This is a genomic window from Lignipirellula cremea, assembly GCF_056501455.1.
The window spans coordinates 5,196,944-5,221,952 of record NZ_CM151415.1 but is presented as its reverse complement, the minus strand read 5'-3'; the positions used below and the strand labels follow the sequence as shown (position 1 = coordinate 5,221,952).

The following is a 25,009-nucleotide window of genomic DNA, read 5'->3' as shown; positions in this document are numbered from 1 at the left end:
TGGGCAAGCCAGCCAGGGCACACCAGACGCTCGAACGCCCTCGGCAGGGGCGGAAGCGGCGGACGACCGCGGCGAACGGAACGGGAGCCCTTCCCCTCCGATTCGCCGCGGTCGTTTCGCGTTTCGCTCCGGAGCGAAAAATGAAAAACGTCCGTAACGTTCTCGCGGAATCCCCGCTGGGCCATGCATGAGAGGAACCCGACAAGGGGACCTCGAAACGAACAACCAGCCGCCTTTCGATCGCCCCGCAAAGGAGAACAGTCATGATCCGGTTCGTCGCTTCCCGCCCCGTCAAGTTCGTCGTCTTCGGTCTCTCGGTCGCCGTCGCGTCCAGCGCCTTCGCCTGTCCCCGTCCGGGCGGTGGCGGTTACGGCGGCGGATATCATCGCCCGGTCCAGTACGCTCAGCCCCAGTACCACGCCCCGCCGCAGTATCGCCCGGCGCCGCAGCCCTCGATCCCGCCGCAGCAGATGTTCCCGCAGCAGCCGGCCGGCGGCTTCGCGCAGGGTCAACCGGGCCAGCCGATCCAGGGTCAACCGATCCAGGGCCAGCAGTTCCCCGGTCAGCCGTCGCAGGGTCAGAGCTTTCCTCAGCAGGGTCAGCCGAGTCAGCAAGTGCAGCAGGGTCAGGCTCCGCAGGGGCAGTTTCCGCAGGGCCAGCCGAATCAGCAGCAGGGAGCGCCGCAACAACCGTTCGCGAACGCACCCCAGGGCGCTCCTTCCCAGCAGCAGACTCTCCCTCCGCAAGCCGCTCCCGCTCAAGCGGCCCCGAACCAGGCCGCTCAGGCTCCGGCGTCGCAGGCGCCTGCCGCTGCGGCGGACGCCTCGATGACGGCTCTGCAGATCCTCGCCGGAATGTCGGCTCCCCCGGCGACGTCCGCCGAGACGGCTTCCGTCGCTCCGGCTCAGGCGGCGACCGATCCCCGGGTCGGCGCCTGGGTCGCCAAGCTCGGCAACGGCGCCACGATCCGGCTGGAACTGCGAGCCGACGGCTCGTTCCTCTGGACCGCGACGCAGGAAGGCAAGACGAACTCCTTCCAGGGTTCGTACGCCTTCGGCAGCGAAACGCTGACGCTCTCCCGGTCGAGCGATAACCAGAAGCTGGGCGGAAAGCTGACCCTCGCGGCGAACGGCTTCAATTTCAAGCTCGACGGCTCCAGCGACTCGGGACTGGATTTCGTGCGGGGTTGATCGATCGCCGACTGACTGCGACGCCCGTCGCAGCGGTCAGCCGGTCCCTTCCCTGGGAGCCTGTCAGCCGGTTCCTGACGAACCGACCGAAGCCGAAGAGCCTCCCTTCTACGCGAGGGGCGGCTTTTTTCGTCGGCGGACGCGCGATCCCGTTATTCTTGGTCGATGAAGCGGACGAACGCTGCAGTCGTCTGCTCGAAGGGGACGGGTCGAGAAAGATGCCGCGATGACAGTTCAAGAACCGCGCCGCGGATGGTCGCCCGCGATGCCGCTACTTCTAGTCGGAGTGATGTTGCTGGCGGGCTTCGCCGTGATGGTGGCGGTCGCTACCTGGCTCAATAGCGGTCCTGATTGGCAGGTGAGCGCGACGAACAGGCCGGACGGCGTGCTCGTCGAGGCGTTCATCGGCAACGCGCCTGTGCCCAACTTCTCAGTTCTTCTCGTCGGCCGATCGATTCCTCGTGACGCGGTACGCGCGACTCCCGAGAAGTTCGACGCGGAAGTTCTTAAGCCGTTGCACTTCGACCCGACAATCTCCCCAGGGTATTGGGCTTTCGAAATCGACGGCGTACCGGTTGGAGTCACGCGCACGTGGATGAGAGTCGGAGACCTGACGGGCGACGACCTGGTGATCGAACGCGGCGGGATCGCTCGCTATCCGTGAAGGATGTTCTCGAGGACGAGCCCGCCGCTACTTCGCGTCCGTGAACTGCCCGTTCGGCGGAGTTTGCGGCCCTAGAATTCGCCTCAGTTCGGCGATCAACCGGGGCAGCGCATGTTCGTATTCAGGCATGTAAATCATGGTGGCGATGCCCGCGATGCCTGCCCCGAACCATTGCGATGCAAGAACGGCAGTGAGGGCATAGAATCCAGGCGGCGTCTCATACACGCCCAGCCATCCCAAGACCATCCCTGCGACGCAACCACATGCCAGGGACGGAATGATCAGTGTCCCCAGTTTGACGAAGACGAACAGAACCAGAGAGGGCCACTTGCCGAAGACGGGCAAGCCGATCGACCGATAGAGTGCGTCGATACGCTCGCCGATCGGCGGGACGAATGCGGCGAGCCGCACGATAACTGCCATTTGCAACGCTCCCGCTCCGGCAGCCAGGACCGCGACGGGCGCGATGAAGAGCGGGCTATCGAACGGGATCCTGGCGCCGATCACATTAGCGAAGGGGTGTCTGCCGACCGTTTCCCCGACCTGCTCCAGAGCGTACCCGTAAACCAACGGCACGACGACGAGCCCCAACACGAAGTAGCAACCGCTGGCGGTTGTATAAACGACCTTCTCGACCGTGGTCATCTCGTGGAGCAGGCGGCGCAGTCGCTCAGCGGCAGTCAAGGCAGTCTCCTGACAAGGCGATCGTCCCGACCTGTCTGAGGCGGACGCAACGGTTGTACCCCGTGTATCCCCGGCGTGCATACGATTGCGGACGCGGCGGGTCCGGCGGGATAATCGCCTGATGCGAACGACGCGGGCGAGGCGTCGCTCGCGAAACCGCGTCCCTCAGGAATCCCCGTGGCTGAAATGCCCGAACCCGAAGAATCGACGCAGCAGGGTGTGCCGGCGATGGAAGTCGCCTGGACGCTCGTCGCTGCGCGGATCGACGCGTTCGCGGAGGCGTGGGGCGCTCCTGATTCCTGGCCGCGGCAGGACTCGCCCCCCTGCCCGCTCGACTTCCTGCCCGAGGGAGCGATTCCCACGCGGCGGTCGGCGCTGCTGGAACTGATCAAGCTCGACATGGAGTGCCGGCGGTCGCACGGCTCCCTCCGCACCGTCGAGGAGTACCTGAGCGAGTTCGCCGATCTGCTTGACGACGACGCGATTCTCGAACTCGTGCTGGAGGAGATCCATCTTCGCCGAAGGCAGGGCGAGAAGATCTCGCAGGGGGAGTATGCGTCTCGCTTCCCCTCGCTCGCCCCGCGAGTGGCGTCGGCGGTCGGATTCGAAAGCGGCGTCGAAAGCGCGCGGTCGTCGGCGTCCGGCACGAAGCGCGGCGACGAACGCGATCAGCCCCTTTCCGAGCGTTTTCAGCCGGGCGACCGGATCGACGACTTCGATCTGGTCAATCGTCTCGGCGCCGGTTCGTTCGCGACGGTCTTTCTCGCCTGGCAGCGATCGATGCAGCGCTGGGTCGCGCTGAAGATCTCCGCCGCGGGGGGCGCCGAACCGCAGACGCTGGCCCAGCTCGAACACCCCTTCATCGTGCGCGTATTCGACGTGCGTGACATCGAAGAGGGCGAACTGCGGCTGCTCTACATGGAGTACGTCCGCGGCGGAACGCTGGACGACATTCAGAAGGCCGTCGCGAAGCTCCCGCGCGAGGAGCGTTGCGGCAAGGCCATGCTCGAACTGCTGGACGAGGCGCTTCGCGCGCGGCACGAAACGCCGCCGCAGGACTCGCTCCACCGGGCGCTGCTCGAACGGACGAGCTGGGCAGAAACCGTCTGCCTGCTCGGTTCGCATCTCGCGCTGGCTCTGGGCTACGCGAAGCGCCGGGGCGTGCTGCATCGCGACATCAAGCCGGCGAATATCCTGCTGAGCGCCTCGGCGTTCCCCAAACTGGTTGACTTCAATGTCAGCTTCGGCAGCGAGGTGCAGGGCTTCTCGGCCAGCGAGTTCTTCGGCGGCAGCCTGGCCTACATGTCGCCCGAACAGCTCGACGCCATGCGACCCGGATCCAGCGTGCGACCCGAGGATCTGGACGTCACGAGCGACGTCTACGCGCTCGGCATCGTGTTGTGGGAACTCTTCTCCGGCGACCGACCCTTTCCGCGTCCTCCCGCCGGCGTCGGAAAGATGGAGGCGCTGGACGCCTTCTATCGATCGCGAGCGCACGGCGTCCGACCCGATGCCGTCGAGCGTTTTCCGACCGACGCTCCGCCGGCGCTGCGTCCGATTCTGCTCAAGTGCCTCGATCCCGATCCGAAGCGACGTTATGCAGAGCCGGACGAACTGGCGCGGCAGCTTCTACTTTGCCTGCATCCCGAGGTGGAACGCCTGCTCTGGAGGCGTCCGACCGGGTGGCTCGGGTGGACGCTCCGATTTCCCCTGTTCGCGATTTTCCTGTGCGTCCTTCCGCCGAACGTCGTCCTGAGCGCGCTGAACATCGCTTACAACGCGCGGGCGGTCGCACAGGGCTGGGCGCCCGACCTGTTCGACAAGCAGGTGACGGTCATCAACCTCGTCGCTTACTCGCTCGGCATCGCCTTATTCCTGCTCTATGCCATTCCCTTCTCGCGCACCATCCGCGCGGTCAGGTTAGGCGAGCGAGAGCCCGCCCCCGCTGCGACTCTGATCGGGAAGACGCTCGCGCTGGGCCCGTTCGCGGCCTGGGTGACCGTCGTCATGTGGACCTGCTGCGGCGTCGTGTTCCCGGTCTGGACGCATCTGGCCGTGGGCGACGCGCACCTGGGGCGGTACAGCCACTTCTTCCTGTCGCAGGTCGTCTGCGGAGCGCTCGCGGGGCTCTTCGATTACTTTCTCTTCACGTACCTCGCGCTGCGGGTCTGGATCCCGGCGACCATCTCGCGAACCGACGCATCGGCTCAGGCCGTGGCCGATCTGCGGAACGTGCCGTGGTGGGCGGGAAGACTGGCGGCCGTCTATGCGGTGATTCCGTCCGCGTGCGTGATCCTGCTCTCATTCGGCGACGCGGAGATACGCTTCCCGTTCCTCGCGCTCGGGGTCATCGGCTTCGTGGGACTCGCCGCCATCTTCTGGCTCTCGAAGGAGATTCAGCGGAACGCGGCCGCGCTCCGCATCGCCCTGTCTCCCGATCCGGCGCGTACCGAAGAACTGGAACGAACCAGTCGCTTCGACGCGGCGGCGTCGATCTGGTCCAGCGTCGGCGGCGGCGAGCGTCGCTGAAAGAAACGACGCGACCGAATCGGCTACATTGATCAGCGGCGATAGACCGTTTTCAAGATTGCATCCCATGACCGAACCCGAAGATCGCGACGAGCGACAGGAAGCGCTGGAGGTTCGCATCCGGAAGCGGGAGCCGTCGGCGCTCGCGGAGTACGTCAATTTTCGCCGGCCGCAATTGCTCGCGTATATCGAGCGAAACCTCAGCGCCCAGCTCTCCCGCAAGACCGAGGCGGAGGATCTGTTGCAGGAGGCGACCGCCGCCGCGCTCCGGGCGCTGCCCGAGTACGACATGGGCGATCGCGACCCTTTCGGATGGCTCTGCCAGATGGCGGAGCGGCGGATCGTCGACGCCCATCGGCGCTTCGCCAGCGGCAAGCGAGACGCCGGGAAAGAGATCCCGATGAGCGCGGGCGGCGGCGACGACGGTCGCGGCATGGAGGATCTGCTGGTCGCGAGCATGACCAGCGCGAGCGCGGCTTTCTCGCGCAATCAGCGGGAGTTCCGCCTGCTCGCCGCGATCGAACAGCTTGACGACGTGCCGAAGCAGGCGATCCAGATGCGCTACGCAGAGAACCTGCCGACGAAAGAGATCGCCGAACGGCTGGGCAAGACCGATGGCTCGGTCCGCGTAATGCTCACCCGCGCGCTCGCGAAGTTGCGCGAGATCATGGGCGACGACGCGCCGACGTTCTAGGAACCAGAACGTCCGTGTTCCGACGGCTGGCTTGTCCAGCCGTGCTTGAACGGCGGCGGTGTCGACCAGGTCGAAGATGCGAATGAGCTGTTCGACGTGGAAGCTCAGGCGGAGGTTCTGAAGGCTTCGGCGCGTTACGGAACTCTGGGAAAGGTCGATCGGTGGCGCACGCTTTGCACAGACGTCGTATCCGAAACTCGAACCTTCCCTCGAACAACCTTTCGGAGCGACCCATGCGCGTACTCGCCGCCCCTCTCTTCGCGACCGGCCTGTTCGCGTCGGCTCTTCTCCTGAGCGTCGGCTGCGAAGGGAATCCCGGAATGCAGCGCGTGATGGAATCGACCTCGCCGGCGGCGGACGATGACGTCGGCGTGGGGGGCGGACTCTCGGGCGACGGTTACATCAGCCCCGAGGGTCAGACCGGCAGCTCATTCGGCGGCGCCGAGGACTGACCGGATTCGCTCGACCCGGCGCAGCGAACGAACAGGTATTCGTTGCATCCGTACCCGTGACAGAGCTTCAGCTCTTCCAGCCTGAAGCCTCGGTCGCGATAGAAGCGAAAGACATCGTCCGGCGCGGCGACCTCGAACGGCCAGCCGCCGACCCAGTCGATCAGATCGTGCCAGGGCGACATGCCGCGCCCCGGCCTTTCGGCGATCCAGTTTCGCCAGGGCGCCGTCGGATCGCGGAGCGTCATGAGGAGGAACGCGCTGGCCGCCGTCGTCACCGCCGCTCTGCGCAGCGTCTGCCAAAGCCAGATTCCGCAGGCGTAGATCGGTCGCAGCGGTCGGGGGAGTCGCTGGTAGAGCCGCTTCACGACCATCCAGGCGCGGGACCGTCCCCCCTCGTCGTTGTATAGGCTGATCGCCAGGCGACCGCCCGGCGCAACGCGTTCGCTCAGGTTATGAAGCGCGCGCCGCATCTCGCCCGTATGGTGGGCGACGCCCCAGCAGTAGACGACGTCGAACTGGCCAAGGCCTTCCAGATAGGCCTCGTCGAGCAGCGAGCCCCGCTCGACGATCCAGGTCGCATCCCCTTCGCCGAACCTTCGTCGCATCTCAGTCGTGCAGGCGACGGAGTCGGCGTCGTAATCGAACGAGCGGACGCGAGCGCCGAGGTTCCGCGCGGCGAGCGAGAACAGTCCGCTCCCCGATCCGGCGTCCAGGAAGGTCATCCCCTCCAGTTTCTCCAGCCGCAGCAGGCCCTTCAGCGACGCTTTCGCGTCGGCGATACGATCATCGTCGACCAGTCGCAGGAAGCGCGACCAGTTCTCGCCGAACGCGAAGCGATCGTCTGAAGCCATGCCGTCCAAGCGTTGTGCAACGTCGCCGTTGCGAGTGCGAATTGAAAGCGAACGAGGCGAAGCGTACGGCTTCAATAGGAATAGAGGTCGTGAACGCTGACGTCCGCTTCGCACCGAGGGCAGACGAACGTGCCGCCTTGCAGTTCCCAGAGCATTCCCGCGACGTCCGAGCGCAGATCGAACGCCGCGATTAGCGCGAGATATTCCATCTCTTCGGCGAACGACTTGCGTTTCTGATTCATCATCGACGCCAGGATCCGCCGTCCTTCCGCGACCGCGTCCCGAAGCGGCCCGTCGATTTCCTTCTCTCGAATTCGGGGGAGTCGGCCGTTCTGGCCGCTAGTGAGGCTGGCAAGAATCATCGCCGCGAGACGCAGAGCGAGAAAGCCCTTTCGTCGCTCGCCGTTCGCACCCGCGATTCGCACCAGGTGCGGCATGGCCGCGAGACTCGCCGAGCCGATCGACCACTGGTGGACCAGTTTGTGCTCCAGGTCGTCCCAGAACTTCTGCGTGAGCGACTTGCTGCGTTCGATCGACCGGAGCGCATGGGGCACGTCCTCGGCAAAACCATGCGCGTGCTTGAGTTCGCTCCAGACCGGGTCGTCTAACTCGATCACGTCGCCCTCCGCTACGCCGGCGTGATGACGATCTTGCCGTGGAGAGCGCCTGACTTGGAGATCGTGCTTTCCTCCTGCAGGCGATGGGCTTCGGCCGCCTGGGCGAGCGTCAGTCGCTTGCCGATCAGCGGACGGAGTCGCTTGTCGCGAAGCCACTGGTTGATGTCTTCGGAGCAGATCCGCATCTCTTCAGGCGTCGCTTTGAACATGACGAAGCCGTGCAGCGAGAGCCCCTTGACGTAGAACGGACCGACCGGGAACGCAGGACGCGCATCGCGACCCGCCATCAGCACGATCCGCCCGCGCTCCGCCATGCAGCCGACGATGAAGTCGAAGTCGGGTTCCCGCTGCGTTTCCCAGAAGACGTGCGCTCCTCCCGGGGCGAACTCCTTGAAAGCCGCCGCGACGTCGGTCGTCTTGTAGTTCACCGCTTCGTCGGCGCCCAGTTCCTTGCAGTACGCGACCTTCTCGTCGGATCCGGCGGTCGCGAAAACCTTCGCCGCAGCAGCCTTCGCCATCTGAATGACGGTCGACCCCACGCCGCCCGATCCGCCCTGCACGAAAATCGTTTCGCCCGGCTTGAGATGGGCTTCGCGGAAGAGTCCCAGGTGGGCCGTGATGCCGACGAGAGCGCTCGCCGCCGCGGCTTCGAATTCGACGCCGTCGCAGATCGGGTAGAGGAACTTCTCGTCGATCGCGCACAACTCGGCGAACGTTCCCTGCCGTCCCAGCAGGCCCTGGTTCGAGCACCAGACCCGATCGCCCGCCTTGAAGCGGTTCGCGTTCTCGCCGACGGATTCGACCGTGCCTGCCAGATCGCAGCCGACGACGAACGGCAGCGGCAGATCCATCGCGATCATGCCGCTGCGGATGTAGGCGTCGATCGGATTGACCGCACAGGCCTGCATTCTGACGAGAACCTGGCCGGGGCCGGGAGTCGGATCAGGAAGTTCGCCGTAGCGGATCGCGTCGGGCGGTCCGGTCCGTTCGATGTAGGCGGCTTTCATCGTGCTCTCTCCGCGACGGACGCCGGGCGCGACTCGCTGCCCGCGAGACGGATGCGGCGTCGGTGATCGAAACTCCGTTTCTTGCGGCCACTCTACCCCTGCCGCGGGACGCGGAGAAGCGGGAGGCACGACCGGCGAGCTTTCTGAGATTCGCGGCCCTCGCCGCCCGCCGATCCGCTTCCGGTTTTGTCGGATTTAAGGATTTTTCTATACCGCGGCCCGTCCGGGATCCGATTCCCATGAGAGCGACCGTGCCGGGGGCGGCTGCGCGCATCGGCGCGCCGCGGACCGACGGCACGGAACTGCGTCACTTCGACCGGCAAAGAGGCACGTTCGATGCGTATCCGATCTCGTCGTCCCGCGAAAGCTGCGGCTCTGGCGCTGGCCGTCACCCTGTCGGCGTTCGCCGCGGGCGAGGCGCTCGCCCAGAATCAGCCCGTCGTTCCCGGAACGGGGATGAAGATCACCAAGGTGGGCGACGACTTCGAAGATCCGGAGTGGAGCTTCGTCCACAACTATCCCAAGGCCAGCCACGAAATGGACGAGCAGGTCCGGTATCCCTCGGGCTACTCGACCAATCGCCGCTGGATGGAAAGCGCCAAGCGCGGTCATCCGGACTACATCGTCCGCGTCGAAACTCCGCCCGGCGGGATTCCCGGAAGTCAGGGCGCGCTGATGCTCAGGACGCTCTACTCGGGCATCCCGAAGCGCTTCACCTACAAGATGCAGCAGGACGACTTCCTGATGAACTGCGCCTCGAAGGTGGGGGGGAACATCTCCGTCAGCCAGTCGCCGAACTTCACGACGCGGGTCTATCTGCCGCCGTTCGAAGAGTGGGAAGATCGCACCGGCGTCTCGTTCGGCATCCGTGCGGGCTGCCTGACGACGAAGACCACCAGCGGCGGCGGACTGTTCGGCCTGGGGTCGCAGACCGAAGCCGAAGAGTACTGGCCCGGCATGTTCATCCAGTTTCACAGCGTGACCGACGGCAAGACCGACCACGACCACGCCCAGATCATCGTCCGCTCGGGTCCGACGGGGCACGACATCTTCGGACCGAAGATCGAGCAGCCGGGCTGGTGGACGCTCGGCATGTCGTTCACGCCGGACGGAGCGGTCCACTACTACGCCAAGCCGGGCATCGAGAACCTGACGGCGAACGATCGCCTGACGTCGCAATTCCCGTACGGCTATCAGGCGAAGTGGTTCGAGACGGTCTTCTTCAACGTCGCCAACATGGACGACGGCAAGACCTGGTCGACCCCCTGGGTCGTCGACGACGTGTCGTTCTACCTGGCCAACGGCAGCGTCGCCCGGCGGTAATTCTTTTGGCGAGCGGGGGATGTGAATCCCGCCGAGCCCGTCGGTCGAGGTCGCAAGGCCTCGACCGGGCGCGCGCGGCGAGTTTTGTAGGGCAGGCGCCCCGCCTGCCACGACACGGGTACACGCAGCATTGGCAGGCGGGGCGCCTGCACTAAAAGAGCGACGCCTGCGACTCAGTTCGCCGCCGCGACTTCCGATCCCTTGAATCCGGCTTCGGCGAGGCTCTCGACCGCGGCGGTCTGGTCGAAATCTTCGGAGACGCGGACGAAGACCTTCGGATTGTCGATCGTATTCTCGTCCTTCTGCGGAGCGAGCTCCACTTCCAGCACGCCAGGCTGAGCGGCCAGATCCTTCTGAACTGCCGGCCAGCAGGCGAAGGGACACATCATCTCCGGAACGTGAACGACCATCGTTTCGCCGGCGACGGCTGCCGTAGTCGTCGTGCTGGCGGGGATGCTGACGCTGTGCGTTTCGCAGCCGACGAACAGCGCCACCGCGATTCCGGCAGCGACCGCGAACAGGCTTCCGATTTTCATCGATTCGACCTCTTGGCTCTGCGGCCAAGCAATGGGGCGTCGCGAGACGCGGGGCGGGAAAGTGCAGCTCACCCCGCCATTATGCGGCGGGCGACGGCGCGCGGATAGTCTTCTCCCCCTCCCCCACCGGACCGAACGTCGAGCGGACAGGAGCGGAAGCTGGCGCCGCTGGCAGAGCGAAGATAGGCTGCTTCCGGAAGATAAATCCTTGTCTCCGTCGGGATGGCGTTCGACGCCGTTCGGCGGACGGTTTCGGGAACGGCGCCGATGAAACCCCTGCTCGCGATCCTGGGCATCCTGAGCGTGACGTTCGCCGCGGCGGCGGACTTCGTGACGCTGGCCGTCTATCGCTGGGACTTTCTGGGCGACGAGGAACTCGCCTACAGCCTCGCCGATGTCTCGAACGTCCTGTCGACGCTCGCCTGGTGGATCGGCGTCGTCCTGATCGGCTTCGCGACGATGGTCCGCGACCGACGGGCGGTGCAACTCCCTTCGTCCGAGCCCCGCAGCCCCGAGTCGGCGTAAGTCGCTATGCTGGGGGGCGCTTGCCCAGGTTCCAAGGACCCTGCGGCTTTCGTTCGTAACGCAAAAGCAGAAGACCTCATCATGGATGCATCGTCCGGCGGTATCACCGAGAACGAAGTCGTCGATCGCGCTACCGCCTTTATGGAGGCGTCGTTCGAATACGTCGACGAGGTCGCGCTCGACGAATCGGAGTTGCAGCGGTACGTCCTCTGCCTGTTCGCGTTCGGCTCGGTGCATGCCTTCGCCGAGCCGGCGAAGCTTTCGCAGCCGCAGATCGAATCGGCCTTCCAGGAACTGATGAAGCGGCTCTTCGACTGGCCGCAGGAAATGCTCGGCGGCGTGACCGAGATGATGATCGAGGCGACCGCGGACGAAGAGACGCGGGAGCTGATCGACACCGGCGCCGAGGCGATCGCCGCCTTCGAAAACGGCGAAGAAGAGGCCGTCGAGTCGCTCGCCGCGCTCCTCGAAGAGTGCGAGGACGAAGGCGACCTCGAAGAGGGCGACGAAGAGTTCGGCGACGAGGACGAAGAGGAAGGCGAAACGCCTTAGCTCGCTCTCCGTGTGATCGGGCGTAATTCCGTCGAAACGTGGAGCACGCTCGTCTTGTGCGCCATGGCTGGCTTGTCCAGCCGTGCGGCAGCGGTTGAGTGGTCGGCCCTGAAAGGTGGACCTGTCCGATATCGCATGGTCGCGACGATCGAGACAGAAGGCTTTGGCGAGGATTCTTCACGGCTGGGCAAGCCAGCCGTGGCACACGAGCGTTGCCTGACGGCGCCGTGTCGAAATGATTCCTCAGAAAGCCAGCCATGGGACGCTGGTCCGGCAAGCGAGGCGTCCTTTTCGGTTGTGACCGCCGATCGACGCCTCTAAAATTGAACCATCGGCATGAGTCGCCCCCGCCTGCCTGCGCTCGTCCGCCGTTCCCTCCCGCCCGCCTCGTCCTGCCTGTCTGATGCTTCTACGTGCGCTCGCATTCCTGCGATTCGTCCTGTTGGCTGCGCCGCTTGCGCTGGCGTCAGGCCTGAATTCGGTCCAGGCGGAAGAACCGCTGCCGGCAGCATCCGATGTGGCTTACGCGGAAACCATTCGGCCGGTGCTGGAGAAGTTCTGCGGCGATTGCCACGCGCCGGAGGTCGATGACCACGTCCTGTTCATGCAGGCGACGACCGTCGAAGGAATGAGCGCCGGGCGAAGCGTCTGGCGGAGCGCCGTGGAGCAGCTTCGCAATCGCACGATGCCGCCTGCCGACGAAACGCAGCCGAGCGAGGAAGAGCGCCTGCTGCTCGCCGACTGGATCGAGCGGACGCTGGAAGCGACGGCCTGCGACTGCGGCGAAGCGGCGGCGCCTGTTACCGCCCGGCGGCTCAACCGTCGCGAGTATCGCTACACGATTCTCGACATGACCGGCGTCGATTTCCCGGTCGAAGAAGTCTTCCCGGTCGACGGCTCGGGCGGCGAAGGTTTCGACAACAACGGCGAGACCCTGTTCCTCGGCGAACTGCTGATGGAGCGGTTCATCGAGGCGGCGGGTCGGATCGTCGATGCCGCGATCGTCTCGAACCCGCGCACGATCGAGTTCGGACCGCAGGATTTCCTGGCTTCCGATACCGCGAAAGAAGCATCGGATAATGGGGAGAACGATGAGCCGCGGCGTCTCGCGCCGAAACAGGAGATCGCCGCCTTCGTGTCGTCCTACGGCGATCGGGACTTTGACGTCGTTCTGAAACTGCGAGCGCCGGAGGGGGCGTTGAAGGCCGTTCTGAAGATCGACGGCATCGCTGCCGAGCGCTTCGATCTTTCGGACGGCGATCAGGACAAGACCGTCGAGCGGGAGGCCGTGCTGCGGCTGCCGCGCGGCGACCATTACCTTTCGATCCGCTGCGAAGGCGACGAACCGCTGGAGGTCGCGTCGATGCAACTTCGCGAGCGCGTCGTCGAAGCGACCGACGAACGGAAAGAGCGCCACCGCCGGCTGCTCGGACTCGAAGCGCTGAAGCCGGTCGAGAACCCGCGGGAAGAAGCCAGCCGGATCGTCCGCGAATTCGGTCGTCGCGCCTTTCGTCGTCCGCTGGAGGACCAGGAGTTATACACCTACGTCGCGGTCTTCGATCAGACGCTAGAGGCGGGCGCTCCCTTCGAGGAAGCGATCAAGCTGCCGCTGAAGACGATGCTCGTGTCGCCCCACTTCCTGTTCCGACTGGAGGCGGCTCCCGAGTCGGAAGAGTCGCAGCCGATCGGCGACTACGAACTGGCGACGCGGCTGTCGTACTTCCTCTGGTCGTCCACGCCCGATGATCGCCTGCTGGAAATCGCTGGCGAGGGAAAGCTGCAGGAGGACGCGACGCTCGCGAAGGAAGTCGATCGGATGCTCGACGATCCGAAGGCGGAGCGCTTCGCCGAGGACTTCGTCGGCCAGTGGCTCGGCACGTCGGAGGTCGGCGCCCGGGTGACGCCCAGCGTCGACGACTTCCGCGAAGACTTCACGATGGAACTCCTCGACGACATGCGGGCGGAACCGGTCCGCATGTTCGCGATGCTCCTGAAAGAGAACGGCAGCGTCCTGGATCTTGTCCTCGGCGACTGGACCGTCGCGAACGATCGACTGGCACGCCACTATGGTCTGATCGAGGACGACACGAAGCGGGCCGAAGAGGGCAAGTCGAAGAAGGACCCCGGCAAGGCGGGCGAGTTCCGCAAGATCGTCTTCGACGACGGGCGGCGCGGCGGAACGCTCGGCATGGCGGCGGTCCATCTGGCGACGTCGTACCCCAACCGGACGAGCCCCGTTCTTCGCGGCGGCTGGATTCTGGAGACCCTGCTCGGCGTCCGCGTTCCTGCGCCTCCGCCCGACATTCCCGAACTGAAGGTCGACAAGAAAAAGAAGAAGTCCGTCCGCGAGGCGCTGGCCGTGCATCGCGAGAACAAGACCTGCGCCGCGTGCCACGACCTGATCGACCCGCTCGGCTTCTCGCTCGATCACTACGACGTCCTCGGTCGCTGGCGCGACGAAGAGGGCGACGCGAAGATCGACGCCTCGGCGTCGCTTCCCTCCGGCGAATCGTTCGAGGGGCTCGCGGGCCTGAAGCAGGTCCTGTCCGAGCGCCGCGACCCTTACGTTCGCCACCTGACTCGCAAGGTTCTGGGCTACGCCCTCGGGCGCAGCCTGGAAGACGGCGACGACTGCACGGTCCAGCGAATTTCGCAGAAGCTGGCGACGGACGACTATCGCGTCAGGTCGCTGGTCCGCGAGGTGGCGCTTTCTGCGCCGTTTCGTCGCATCGAGGCGCCTGCTAACCTGACGGACGTCGACGCGCCAGCCGCTGCAGAGCCGAACGCGGCGGAAACGACCCGCTCTCCCGAATCCGCCCCGGAACCTGCCTAGGAGGAAACGCCATGACGGCTCCCCGTCTTTCGCGTCGAACGGTTCTTCGAGGAGCGGGCGTCGCTCTCGCGCTTCCCTGGCTGGAGGCGATGGCGTCGCGTGCCCGCGGATCGGAGACGCTCGACCGGCCCCCGCTTCGGTCGGCCTTTCTGTTCATGCCCAACGGCGTGCGGCCCGATCATTGGACGCCGCCCGGCGACGACGAGAAGTTCGAGCTGACGCCGATCCTGAAATCGTTCGGCAAGGTGAAGGACGACTTCTGCCTGCTGGAGAACCTCTGGAACGAAAAGTCGGTGGGACGTAACGGCCACTGGCCGAAGATCCCCGCCTTCCTGTCGGGCGGTTTCGTCGTGAGGACCAGCGGTCGCGATCTCGACGTCGGCAACACGTCGCTGGATCAGTTTCTGGCGAAGCAGATCGGCGATCAGACGCCGCTGCCGTCGCTGGAACTTGCGGTCGACGAAACGTACAAGGGCGTCGACAACGTCGGCGGCGGCTTCACGCGGATCTACGGCTCGCACATCAGTTGGCGCGATCCGCAGACGCCCGCCCCGCGCGAGATCGTTCCGCGACTGGCGTTCGATCGCCTGTTCAAGACGGGCTCAGCGGCGCCTCCCGTCTCCGGCTTCACGACGCGTCAGCCTGCGGTGACGAGCGCGCTGGCGAAGGCGGACAAGAGCGTGCTCGACCTCGCGCTGTCGGAGGCGAAGTCGCTCGACCGGAAGCTCGGCGCGCAGGATCGCGAGAAGCTGGCGGAGTATCTCGAATCGGTCCGCTCGGTCGAACGCCGGATCGAGAATTCGCTCAAGCCGCAGAAGCGCTGGATCAACGAAGGTCGCTTCGACGTGCCTCGGCCCGGCCCCGGCATCCCGGAGAGTCACCCCGAGCATGTCCGGCTGATGCTCGACATCCTCGTGCTGGCCTTCTGGACCGACACGACGCGGATCGCGACGTTCATGTACGGCAACGCCCAGACGGGAAGGAACTTCAACTTCCTCGACGGCGTGAACGGCAGTTTCCACGGCATCTCGCATCACCAGAATAAGGAAGAGAACCTCGTCGTCTACGAGAAGATCGTGACCTGGCACCTGGAGCAGACGAGCTACCTGCTCGAACGGATGAAGGGCCTCGACGAAGCAGGCGAGCCGCTGCTCGACCATTGCCAGATCCTGTTCGGTTCGACCATTCGCGACGGCAACAGCCATCAGGAGAAGAACCTCCCCCTGCTCCTCGCCGGCAAGGCGAACGGCCAGATCCGCCCCGGCCGCCGCCTGCGCGCGAAGGGGGACACGCCGCTCTGCAATCTCTACGTGAAGATGCTCGAACACCACGGCATCTTCGTCGACAAGTTCGGCGACTCGACCGGCAAGTTCGACCAACTTGCGTAAGCGCTTCGTCGTCTCTTCGTAGGGTGGGTCATTGACCCACGTTTCCTCTCGTAGATTTGCGAGCGGTTCGCGGTCGAACCGCATTCGTCGTGCGGTTCGATCCGGCGTATATGCGCCGCCTCGAACGCATGCGGCGGGTCAATGACCCACCCTACGAACTACGGAACCGCATCGTTCGATTGCGACTCCGGCTCAACGCTCGACGGCGCCGCTCGGGGTTTTCGCCATCGCTTGAAGACTAGGTCGGCGATCCCCAAGAGAATTCCGGCGTCGCCGAGCATTCTCATCCCGCCTTCCAGTCCGCGAAGCTCGCGATAGTCGTTCTCTGGAATGGCCCAGCTTGCCGCGAACAGGCAGAGGCCCGCGATCAGCACGGAGGCCGGAGGTCCGAATCGCGACAACAGGTAGAAGACGACCAGCCCGACTACTCCGAACGCGATCAAGCAAGCGATGAAGATGGTGGGGAAACTGTCTTCCGAGATCCATGGCGACGACAGCATGCGAAGTCTCCTTCCCTCCGATTCGGGGCGAGACCAGTTCGATTCGCCGTCGAGACCTGCGAGGATTTCAACGAGCGTCGATTCCAGTTCAGCCTCCCGATCTGCGGGACCGAAGAGCTTGAACTGAACGGCTTGAGGGACGAAAGGAATCTGAACGTTGTACGTCAGAAAATCGACGCCGTTCGCGGTCTCGGGAACGACGAACATGTCGACGTCGAAGCTCTTCCATTTCGTACGAGCCAGCCGTCCTTGGAATCCCGGCGGTAGATGATCGGGCGAAAGCCGCTCGCGTCCGATCGTCCCGTTCATCGGGTCTACGAGCAGCAGGATGTCCGCTTGGTCGTCGTTCAGATCGCCGCGGTAAAACGCGCGATCGATGGTCGGACCGAAATCAACGTCGTCAGGGACCTCGACGAAGCCTTCCGGCAATCTCAGCGTGTACCCGCGAGCTTCGTCGACGATCGTCTCGGCGTCGCAACGAGACGAACCTGTACTCGCGATCGAGAGAGCGAGCGTCGCGATGAGGACACGGGCCGAAGGAGTTAAGTTCTGCATATCCCGCCGTCGCGATCGGATAGTTATCTAGCGAGGTTAAACGCGAGTTGTAACTCGCTCACAACCTCCCCACCTTCACCCCAGCGCCGACGTTGGCGGAGCCGGGACCGTAGTAGGCTTTGCCGAAGGGGAGGATCATCGGCTCTTCGAAGGGGCGGAAGGGGACGAGGGCGGCGATCTCGTCGAGGCGCTGGCGGACGTCCTCAGGCAGCGGCCCCTTTTCGACGGCGGCGACGGACTCTTCGAGTTGGGCGACGTTCTTCGCGCCGATCGGAATCGTGTGGATCAGCTCCGACCCTACGGCGAATCGCAGGCACATCTCCGGCAGCGCCATGCCCGCTTCGTCGCAGAGGGCGTAGAGCGCGAGGAGTTGCTCCTGCCGAGCGCCTGAGAGCCACGGCGCCCCGCGACGAACCTCCTCGTCGAAGCGCCGGGCGATGCCTCCCTGGCCCATCGTCGATCCCAGCAGGACGCCCATATGGAGCTCCGTCGCCGCGGGGAGCAGATCGCGGGCGGCTTCGCGATAGAGGATGTTGTAGTTGAACGCCGTCAGCAGGACGTCGAACAGCCCCGACCGGACCAGCGACGTCATCTCGGAGACGGTCGTTCCGCCGAGGCCGGAGTAGCGGATCTTCCCCTGCTGCTTCAGGCGGTTGATCACGCCCAGCACGGGCCCGTCGAGCGGATCGTAGCTGGTCCACCAGGGATACTGACCGGGACGATCGGGTTCGTGCACGAAAAGGAGGTCGATCGTCTCCCGCCGAAGTAGACGCAGACTCTCCTCGACCGAGGCCAGCAGCCCCGCGGGATCCTGCGGATCGAACGGCTGCGGTCGCCCGCCGAGTTTGGTGGAGATGATCAGCGGGGCGTCGATCTCGGCCAGCGCGGGGCCGAGCGTCGCCTCGCTGTCGGCGTAGGCGGGCGCCGTGTCGATGAGGTTGATCCCCAGGTCTACCGCGCGGCGAAGGATCTTCCTCGTCTCGTCGACGCCGCCGGCGAGCGAGGAGGTGAAGAGCCCGCCGAGCGATAGTTCGCCGACCTGGATGCCGGTCTTGCCGAGGGTGCGGAGGCGCATGAAGCAGAGTCTTCCTGAGCGGGGGGCGTTAGCCCTCTGGGTCTTCCTGTAGGGCAGGCGCCCCGCCTGCCACGAAGCTTGTACCAGCCGCAATGGCAGGCGGGGCGCCTGCCCTAAAAGAGCGAGAGCCGAGCGTCGCCGATTCTACGCGACCCTACGCTACCACGGACTCGATCACGTGGCCCTTGACGTCGGTCAGGCGCATGTCGCGACCGCCGAAGCGGAAGGTCGATCGGGTGTGGTCGACGCCCAGCAGGTGCAGCATGGTTGCGTGGAGATCGTGCATCTCCTGGCGCCCCTCGATCGCCTTGTAGCCGAACTCGTCGGTCGCGCCGTGAACGGCGCCTCCCTTCGCTCCGCCGCCGGCCATCCAGACGGTGAAGCCGAAGGGATTGTGGTCGCGGCCGTCGCTGCCCTGGGCGAAGGGGGTGCGACCGAACTCGCCCGCCCAGACGACCAGCGTCGAGTCGAGCATCCCCCGCTGCTTCAGGTCGGCGAGCAGTCCCGCGATCGGCTGATCGGTCGCGCGGCAGTTATTCTCGTGTCCTTCTTTCAATCGCGAATGCTGGTCCCAGCGATCGTGCCCCACGCCGGGGCAGGTGAGTTCGACGAACCGCACGCCCCGCTCGACCAGCCGCCGCGCGAGCAGGCACTCCGCGGCGTAGGTCTTCGTCGGGCCGTACTCCGCATCGAGGCCGTAGAGCTTGCGGATATGCTCCGGCTCGTCGGCGAAGTTCATCAGGTCGGGCACTGCCGCCTGCATACGACCGGCCAGTTCCCAGTTCTCGATCGCCGATTCGATGGCGTCGTGAGCGCCCTCGCGCTCGACCACGCCGCGATCGAGCGACCTCATCAGGTCGAGCTTGCCCGCGCGAATCTTCTCCGCGTCGCCCGGCTGCACGTTCGCGACGCCGGCGCCGCTCGGCTTGAAGAGCGAGCCCTGGAAGTTGGCGGGCAGGAAGCCGCTGCCGAAACAGTCGAGACCGCCCGGCGGAATCAGGCCGCCGTTGAGCACGACGAAGCCGGGCAGGTCGCGGCTGACCGACGACAGTCCGTACGTCGTCCAGGCGCCCATGCTGGGGCGGCCCTGAAAGCCGCTGCCCGTGTGGAGGAAGTAGTTGGCGAAGGTGTGTTCGCTGAACTCGCTGGTCAGCGAACGGATCACGGCCAGTTCGTCGGCATGCTTCGCGACGTGCGGGAACAGGTCGCTGATCGGCAGGCCCGACTCGCCGTACTGCGAGAACTTCCAGGGGCTCTTGAGGAGGACGCCGTTATTGTTGAATTGCGTCGGCTCGACCTTGAAGAGGGAGCCCGGGTCCTTGCCGTGGTACTTGTCGAGGGCCGGCTTGGGGTCGAACGTATCGACCTGCGAGGGGCCGCCGTCCATGTAGAGGAAGATCACGCTCGTCGCGCGGGGAGCGAAGTGCGGACCGTGGGCCTCGCTCGCGAAGGTACGGTCGGTCGAGAGCGCCGCCAGCGCGACGGCGCCGAAGCCTCCCGCGCAGCGACGAAGCGCCTCGCGACGACTGATCGGCGCGGGAGAGTAGCGTCCGCAATGACTGGAGCGGGTCATAGGCGCTTCCGTCGTTTCAGCCCGTGCTCACGGCACGAACAGAAACTCCTTCACGTTGAACAGGGCATGGGCGAGGTCGCCCCAGACGGCAGGATCTTCGGGCGAGACGCCACGAACGCTAGCCTGCTGCGCGAGGAAGTCGCGGACGAGGAGGAGTTCTTCGGCTTCCGGCGGTCTGGCGAAACTCATTTCGTACATCCAGACGATGCGGTCGTCGGTCGACGCTTCCGAAAGCGCCAGAGCCCGTACGCCGAAGAGCCTGGCCTGTTCGATGACGAACGGATCGTTGAGCAGGGTCAGCGCCTGGGCGGGCACGTTGGAGACGTTGCGGCGGCCCATCGTGCTGAAGGGGCCGGGCGTGTCGAACGCGGCGAGGAAGGGGGAGAGGAAGTTGCGGCGCACCGCTTGATAGATCGTCCGTCTGCCGGCGCCGTCGAGCGGGCCGTTCACGCCGGGGCGTCCGCGACCGTCCATATACTCGGTCAGGTGCAGTGGGATCGGCGGGCCGTGCATCGATTCGTCGAGCCGCCCCGAGATCGCGAGCATCGCGTCGCGGAGCGCTTCGCCTTCCAGGCGCTTGGCCGGCATGCGATGCCAGAGCAGGTTGCCGGGATCGAGGGCTTCCTGCTCCGGATCGAATCGGCTCTCCATCCGATAGGCCGACGTCAGGACCAGCCGGCGAACGAGACGCTTGATCGACCGTTCCTCGTCATCGAGGAAGTCATGAGCCAGCCGATCGAGCAGTTCAGGGTGCGAGGGCGCCTGGCCCAGCACGCCGAAGTCGTCGACCGTCGGGACGATGCCGCGACCGAACAGATGCTGCCAGACGCGGTTGACGATCACGCGGGAGAAGAAGGGATTTTCCTCGTCGACCAAGCGTTCCGCCAGTTCGAGGCGACCGCTGCCTTGCCCGATCGTCATCGGTTCGGGGCCGGCCAGCGCTTCGAGAAAGCGTCGCGGCGCTTCGTCGCCGAGGTTCTCGTGACTGCCGCGGATGTGAACGAGTTCGCTCTCGCCTGAGCCGTCGCCCATAGCCATCGCCAGCGGCGAAGAGTTGACGATCCGCGTCGCGAGCGCTGCCCGCTCCTTCAGATGAACGGAGGCGATCTCGTGCAACTTCGCATCGAGCGCGGCAGCGTCGGCGACGAAGAGTTCCCGGCGCTCGAACAGCCACAGGCCGGCGTCCGCGACGTCGGACTCTTCGAGGGCTTCGAGCTTCGACCATTTTGCGACTGCGAGAACGAAGCGTTCGGCGAGCGAACGAGCGATCGATTCCGCATCCGATGCAGGCCGGTCGTCAGCGTTCGCGACGGCGTCGCCGACGACCGGCGTTTCAGCCAGCGGATCGCCGTCGACGATCTTGAGAATTTCGAGAGGCACGTCGCCCCTGGGCGTGATCTCGACATGCACCCGATGGCCGAGATAGCGACCGAGGCCCTGGGTTCGCCACTGCGGATCGCCGGGATGATCGAAGTCGAACAGCGTCTCGCCATGCAGGGGTCCGAAGATCAGGCGATGCGAGTCGACGACGACGAACGCCCGGGCGGCGCCCTTGGCCAGAATCGAAAGCTTGCCGGTCGTCAGTTCGAACGTCGGCGTGCGGAGCGTTCGCCCTGCCTGAGGAACCTCAAGGAGGCGGCTCTGTTCGTTCGTCTTCGGATCGAGCGCGGCAGCGAAACCGCTCCACGCGGCGTCGCGAACGGCGGCCCCGAAACGAGCGACTTCGACGGTCGGCGCGTCCGGAGTTCCGCCCAGGCGTAGATCGCCCCGGCGCATCGGATCGGCGCCGAAGGAGAAGCCATCCTGCAGGAACTGCGAATCGTCGCAGATCGCGTAGTCGACGATCAGGCGATTCGCCGAAGCGGGAGCGACGACCGGACCTGGCGCCGCGGCGGGCGAGCCTTCCGTCTGACTGATCGCTCTCCAGGATCCGAACAGGGCGTCTTTCTCCTCAGCCGCCTGTTCGAGCGCGACGACCCATTTCGCCAGCCGATCTCGGTCGACGCCATGCCGCGCTGCGATCTCGGCCGTCGATGCCTCGATCGCCTGAGCATCGGCTGCGGCGACTTCCTGCCGGGCGTTCCAGACGTCGCGGACGGCGAGCAGGTAGGCGGCGACGCGTGCGGCAGAGGCTTCCTCGCCCGCTGATTCGACGATCGTCGTTCTCATCGCCGACTGCGTCCGCCGGTCGAGCTCCGCCAGCTTTTGAGCGACGACGCGGTTCGGTTCGAGCGATTCGACCGGCGTCTCGCGGTAGTCGCTGCTCTGCAGGAACCCGGCGAGGCTGTAGTAGTCGGTCGTCGAAATCGCGTCGAACTTGTGATCGTGGCAGCGGGCGCACGCGACGGTCAGACCGAGGAAGGTCTTCGTCGTCACGTCGATCATGTTGTCGAAGCGATCGTTCTCGTCCTTCCGCACGTCGACGGGCGAGTGGACCCATTCGCCTAGGTGATAGAAGCCCGTGCCGAGAATCGACTGATTCGCGCGGCCCGCGGGATCGATCCGAGGCGCTTCCACCAGATCGCCGGCCAGATGCTCCACGACGAACCGGTCGTACGGCACGTCGGCGTTCAGCGCGCGGATAACGTAATCGCGATAGCGCCAGGCGCCGTGCGCATCGTTATCGAATTCATGCCCGCGGGATTCGGCGTACCGGACCAGGTCGAGCCAGTGACGCCCCCAGCGTTCGCCGAATCGCGGCGAAGCGAGCGCGCGATCGACCAGCCGTTCGTGGGCGTCAGGCGCATCGTCGCGGACGAAGGCGGCGATCTCCTCCGGCGTCGGCGGCAGGCCGAGCAGATCGAACCAGAGCCTTCGGATGTACGTGCGGCGCTCGGCTTCGGGAGCCGGGGCGAGATTCGCCTGTTCGAGCCTGGCCAGCAGAAACCGATCGACTGCGTCGCGCGGCCAGGCTTCATTCTGCACCCGGGGAAGAGCCGGATCGCCGACCGGCTGCCAGGACCAATGTTCGGCCTTGCGTGCGGCCAGGTCGAACTTCGGCTTCGCGGGAGTCGCAGCCGCGGGGTCTTCCTCCTGGGGCCAGGGAGCGCCCATCGCGATCCATTCTACCAGCGCAGCGATCTCCGCCTCGGGCAGCTTGCCGGTGGGCGGCATCTCGAACGACTCGTAACGGACGGCGGCGATCAACTCGCTCGCGTCGGCCTCGCCCGGCACGATCGCCGGCCCCGAGTCGCCCCCGGCGAGCAGCGCCGCGAGACTATCGACCCGCAGGCCGGCCTCGATCTTCTTCGAGCCGGCGCTGTGACACTCGTAGCAATGGGCGACGAGGACCGGGCGAACCTTCTTCTCGAAGAACTCCAGTTGTTCGGGAGTCGGAGCGGACGCTCCCGTCCCGGACTCGTCAGCCCGGGCGTGGAACGAGGGCCCGAGCGCGATCAGCGTCCAGACGACCGACGCGGCAGCGAGTTCGCGAAAGGCGGGCGGCATCGTCGATCCTGAACGAACAGCGCGGCCGTCCACAGGGACGCAGCCGAGGAGACGCTGCATCCAGGAACGACTCGCCTGGGAAGGACATCGGCGGCGAGCAGGAGGGTTCCTTCAGGATACGCGACGAACAGCCCCCAAGCCACGGCTTTCCGGCTTGCGTCTCGCGGCTGGCTAGCCCAGCCGCGATCGAACAACGGCGTTCCCCAAAGTTCGAACCGAGGTTTCTGCCTCGACCCGCGTCCCCTCCTCCCGAGTATGCTGCGGAAGTCGTATCCGTCTTTGCCAGGAACCGCGACGATGCAGCTTCCCGTTCGCTTCGTGCTGATCGCCCTTTCGCTATCCCCCTTTATGTCGATTGTCGTCGCGTTCGCTGGTTCTCCCCCGACGATCGCACGGCACGGCATGGTCGTCGCCCAGGAGGCGATCGCGACCCGGGTGGGGGCGTCGGTTCTCGAAGAGGGAGGGAACGCCGTCGACGCGGCGGTGGCGACCGCCTTCGCGCTCGCAGTGACGCATCCCGCGGCGGGAAACGTCGGCGGCGGAGGCTTTCTGCTCTATCGGCCAGGTAAAGGGCGCCCTGCCGACGGCAGCGACCCGATCGCCTACGACTTCCGCGAGAGGGCGCCTCGCGCGGCGACGCCCGAGATGTGGCTGGTCGACGGCAAGTACGATCCGAGGCGGCATCACGAAAGCCATCTGTCAGTCGGAGTGCCCGGCACGCCCGCGGGGCTCCATCTGGCCTGGAGCGAACAGGGTTCGCTTCCCTGGGAAAGGCTGATCGAGCCGGCGATCGAACTTGCCGAGCAGGGCTTCGTCGTCAGCTTCCGACTCGAGTCGACGTTGAAGGCGGCGATCCCTGACTTCGCGCCCTACCCCGCCTCGATGGCCCAGTTCACGCGCGACGGGGAGCCGATCCGCGCGGGAGAGATCCTGAGACAGCCCGATCTGGCCGAGACGCTGAAGCGGATTCGCGACGAGGGCCCCAAGGGCTTCTACGAAGGGAAGACCGCCGAACTGATCGAGCAGGAAATGAAAGCTCACGGCGGCCTGATCGATTGCGAGGATCTGAAGGCCTACCGGGTCGCGAAGCGCGTCCCCCTCGTCGGAACCTACCGCGGCTTCGACGTGATCGGCATGCCCCCTCCCAGTTCGGGCGGCATCTCGATCATCGCCGCGCTCAACGTCTTCGAGGCGTACGACCTTAAGGAACTCGGCCCCGGCTCCGCGGCCTACCTGCACCGTTACGCGGAGGCCATGCGGCGGGTCTTCGCCGACCGCGCCCGGTGGATCGCCGATCCGGAGTTCGCGGACGTTCCGGTCGAACGCCTGATCTCCAAGCAATACGCGAACGAGCTGCGCGCTGCGATCGACCTCGATCGGGCGTCGAAGTCCGACCCCGACTCGTTCGAGTGGCCGTACGAAAGCGACGAGACGACGCATCTCTCGGTCGTGGACAAGGACCGCAACGCCGTCGCGCTGACGTACACGCTGGAGTATTCCTACGGATCCGGCATCGTCGTGCCGGGCGCGGGCTTTCTGCTGAACAACGAACTGGGCGACTTCAACGCGGGGCCCGGCCTGACGACGGCGACCGGCCTCATCGGCACGGAAGCCAATCTCGCCGCGCCGGGCAAGCGACCCCTGTCGAGCATGTCGCCGACGATCCTGACGAAGGACGGCAAGCTGTTCATGGTGACCGGTTCGCCGGGCGGACGAACGATCATCAACACGACGCTGCAGACGATCGTGAACGTCGTCGATTTCGAGATGAACGCTCAGGAAGCGGTCGACTACGGCCGCATCCATCATCAGTGGCTGCCCGACCGGATCGTCTACGAGCGCCGCCGTTTCTCGCCCGACACGCTCGCCCTGCTGAAGGAACTCGGCCACGACCTGACCGAGACCGGCAACCAGGGCGTCGCTCAGGTCATCGTCGTCGACCCCGCGACCGGGTATCTGCATGGCGGAGCCGATCGCCGCGACCCGGACAGCCTTGCGGCGGGCCATTGAAGCT

The 25,009-nt window shown here is 65.6% G+C and carries 20 protein-coding genes; 11 read left to right on the top strand and 9 right to left on the bottom strand.

All coding sequences use genetic code 11. The features are described 5' to 3' along the window. Positions 1-263 precede the first annotated feature (263 nt). Positions 264-1,190, top strand: coding sequence for a hypothetical protein (locus SH602x_RS20375; protein WP_479474050.1), 927 nt, complete (start codon positions 264-266; stop codon positions 1,188-1,190). 289 nt (positions 1,191-1,479) lie between these two features. Further along, entirely contained in the window at positions 1,480-1,854 is a 375-nt protein-coding gene (locus SH602x_RS20370) for a hypothetical protein (protein WP_479474049.1), read from the top strand. A 27-nt stretch (positions 1,855-1,881) separates the two neighbouring features. Here SH602x_RS20370 and SH602x_RS20365 read toward each other — a convergent pair whose 3' ends face one another. Beyond that, positions 1,882-2,538, bottom strand: a complete 657-nt coding sequence (locus SH602x_RS20365; protein WP_479474048.1) for a hypothetical protein — start codon at positions 2,536-2,538, stop codon at positions 1,882-1,884. Between the two features lie 186 nt (positions 2,539-2,724). Here SH602x_RS20365 and SH602x_RS20360 point away from each other — a divergent pair, with 186 nt between their 5' ends. From SH602x_RS20360 to SH602x_RS20350, 3 genes are all read left to right on the top strand, one after another. Beyond that, entirely contained in the window at positions 2,725-5,067 is a 2,343-nt protein-coding gene (locus SH602x_RS20360; RefSeq protein ID WP_479477124.1) for a serine/threonine-protein kinase, read from the top strand. A gap of 67 nt (positions 5,068-5,134) precedes the next feature. Beyond that, positions 5,135-5,761: an RNA polymerase sigma factor gene (locus tag SH602x_RS20355; protein WP_479474047.1), complete on the top strand. Its 627-nt coding sequence runs from the start codon at positions 5,135-5,137 to the stop codon at positions 5,759-5,761. A 233-nt stretch (positions 5,762-5,994) separates the two neighbouring features. Continuing rightward, positions 5,995-6,213, top strand: coding sequence for a hypothetical protein (locus SH602x_RS20350; RefSeq protein ID WP_479474046.1), 219 nt, complete (start codon positions 5,995-5,997; stop codon positions 6,211-6,213). On the opposite strand, the gene SH602x_RS20345 is transcribed toward SH602x_RS20350, so the two are convergent. The 3 genes from SH602x_RS20345 to SH602x_RS20335 form a co-directional block, all read right to left on the bottom strand. Then, the gene (locus tag SH602x_RS20345) at positions 6,177-7,064 is read right to left on the bottom strand and encodes a class I SAM-dependent methyltransferase (protein ID WP_479474045.1); all 888 of its coding nucleotides are present in this window, start codon (positions 7,062-7,064) and stop codon (positions 6,177-6,179) included. The two genes, SH602x_RS20350 and SH602x_RS20345, sit on opposite strands and share 37 nt — an antisense overlap. A 71-nt stretch (positions 7,065-7,135) precedes the next feature. Continuing rightward, positions 7,136-7,681: a hypothetical protein gene (locus SH602x_RS20340; RefSeq protein ID WP_479474044.1), complete on the bottom strand. Its 546-nt coding sequence runs from the start codon at positions 7,679-7,681 to the stop codon at positions 7,136-7,138. An 11-nt stretch (positions 7,682-7,692) separates the two neighbouring features. Further along, the gene (locus SH602x_RS20335; RefSeq protein WP_479474043.1) at positions 7,693-8,688 is read right to left on the bottom strand and encodes an NADPH:quinone reductase; all 996 of its coding nucleotides are present in this window, start codon (positions 8,686-8,688) and stop codon (positions 7,693-7,695) included. Positions 8,689-9,024: 336 nt separating this feature from the next. On the opposite strand from SH602x_RS20335, the gene SH602x_RS20330 reads away from it, so the two are divergent. Beyond that, the gene (locus SH602x_RS20330; protein ID WP_479474042.1) at positions 9,025-10,011 is read left to right on the top strand and encodes a hypothetical protein; all 987 of its coding nucleotides are present in this window, start codon (positions 9,025-9,027) and stop codon (positions 10,009-10,011) included. Between the two features lie 173 nt (positions 10,012-10,184). Here the strand turns inward: SH602x_RS20330 and SH602x_RS20325 are convergent, their stop codons facing one another. Then, positions 10,185-10,547: a hypothetical protein gene (locus SH602x_RS20325; protein ID WP_479474041.1), complete on the bottom strand. Its 363-nt coding sequence runs from the start codon at positions 10,545-10,547 to the stop codon at positions 10,185-10,187. Positions 10,548-10,814: 267 nt separating this feature from the next. On the opposite strand from SH602x_RS20325, the gene SH602x_RS20320 reads away from it, so the two are divergent. The 4 genes from SH602x_RS20320 (at position 10,815) to SH602x_RS20305 (ending at position 15,845) form a co-directional block, all read left to right on the top strand. Further along, positions 10,815-11,072 (top strand): hypothetical protein, encoded by a 258-nt coding sequence (locus SH602x_RS20320; protein WP_479474040.1) that lies wholly within the window; start codon positions 10,815-10,817, stop codon positions 11,070-11,072. Between the two features lie 81 nt (positions 11,073-11,153). Next, positions 11,154-11,624: an Imm48 family immunity protein gene (gene imm48, locus SH602x_RS20315; RefSeq protein ID WP_479474039.1), complete on the top strand. Its 471-nt coding sequence runs from the start codon at positions 11,154-11,156 to the stop codon at positions 11,622-11,624. 442 nt (positions 11,625-12,066) lie between these two features. Continuing rightward, positions 12,067-14,457 carry a DUF1592 domain-containing protein gene (locus tag SH602x_RS20310; RefSeq protein WP_479474038.1) on the top strand — a complete coding sequence of 797 codons (2,391 nt, stop codon included), beginning with the start codon at positions 12,067-12,069 and terminating at the stop codon, positions 14,455-14,457. Positions 14,458-14,468: 11 nt separating this feature from the next. Next, on the top strand, positions 14,469-15,845 hold the full coding sequence (locus SH602x_RS20305) for a DUF1552 domain-containing protein (RefSeq protein ID WP_479474037.1): 1,377 nt from the start codon (positions 14,469-14,471) through the stop codon (positions 15,843-15,845). A gap of 158 nt (positions 15,846-16,003) precedes the next feature. On the opposite strand, the gene SH602x_RS20300 is transcribed toward SH602x_RS20305, so the two are convergent. The 4 genes from SH602x_RS20300 to SH602x_RS20285 form a co-directional block, all read right to left on the bottom strand. Continuing rightward, positions 16,004-16,900: a hypothetical protein gene (locus SH602x_RS20300; RefSeq protein WP_479474036.1), complete on the bottom strand. Its 897-nt coding sequence runs from the start codon at positions 16,898-16,900 to the stop codon at positions 16,004-16,006. Between the two features lie 58 nt (positions 16,901-16,958). Continuing rightward, entirely contained in the window at positions 16,959-17,975 is a 1,017-nt protein-coding gene (locus tag SH602x_RS20295; RefSeq protein WP_479474035.1) for an aldo/keto reductase, read from the bottom strand. Positions 17,976-18,129: 154 nt separating this feature from the next. Next, positions 18,130-19,548 (bottom strand): DUF1501 domain-containing protein, encoded by a 1,419-nt coding sequence (locus tag SH602x_RS20290; RefSeq protein WP_479474034.1) that lies wholly within the window; start codon positions 19,546-19,548, stop codon positions 18,130-18,132. A 27-nt stretch (positions 19,549-19,575) separates the two neighbouring features. Beyond that, positions 19,576-22,995 carry a PSD1 and planctomycete cytochrome C domain-containing protein gene (locus tag SH602x_RS20285; protein WP_479474033.1) on the bottom strand — a complete coding sequence of 1,140 codons (3,420 nt, stop codon included), beginning with the start codon at positions 22,993-22,995 and terminating at the stop codon, positions 19,576-19,578. A 297-nt stretch (positions 22,996-23,292) separates the two neighbouring features. Here SH602x_RS20285 and ggt point away from each other — a divergent pair, with 297 nt between their 5' ends. Next, positions 23,293-25,005, top strand: coding sequence for a gamma-glutamyltransferase (gene ggt / locus SH602x_RS20280; protein ID WP_479474032.1), 1,713 nt, complete (start codon positions 23,293-23,295; stop codon positions 25,003-25,005). Positions 25,006-25,009: the final 4 nt, after the last annotated feature.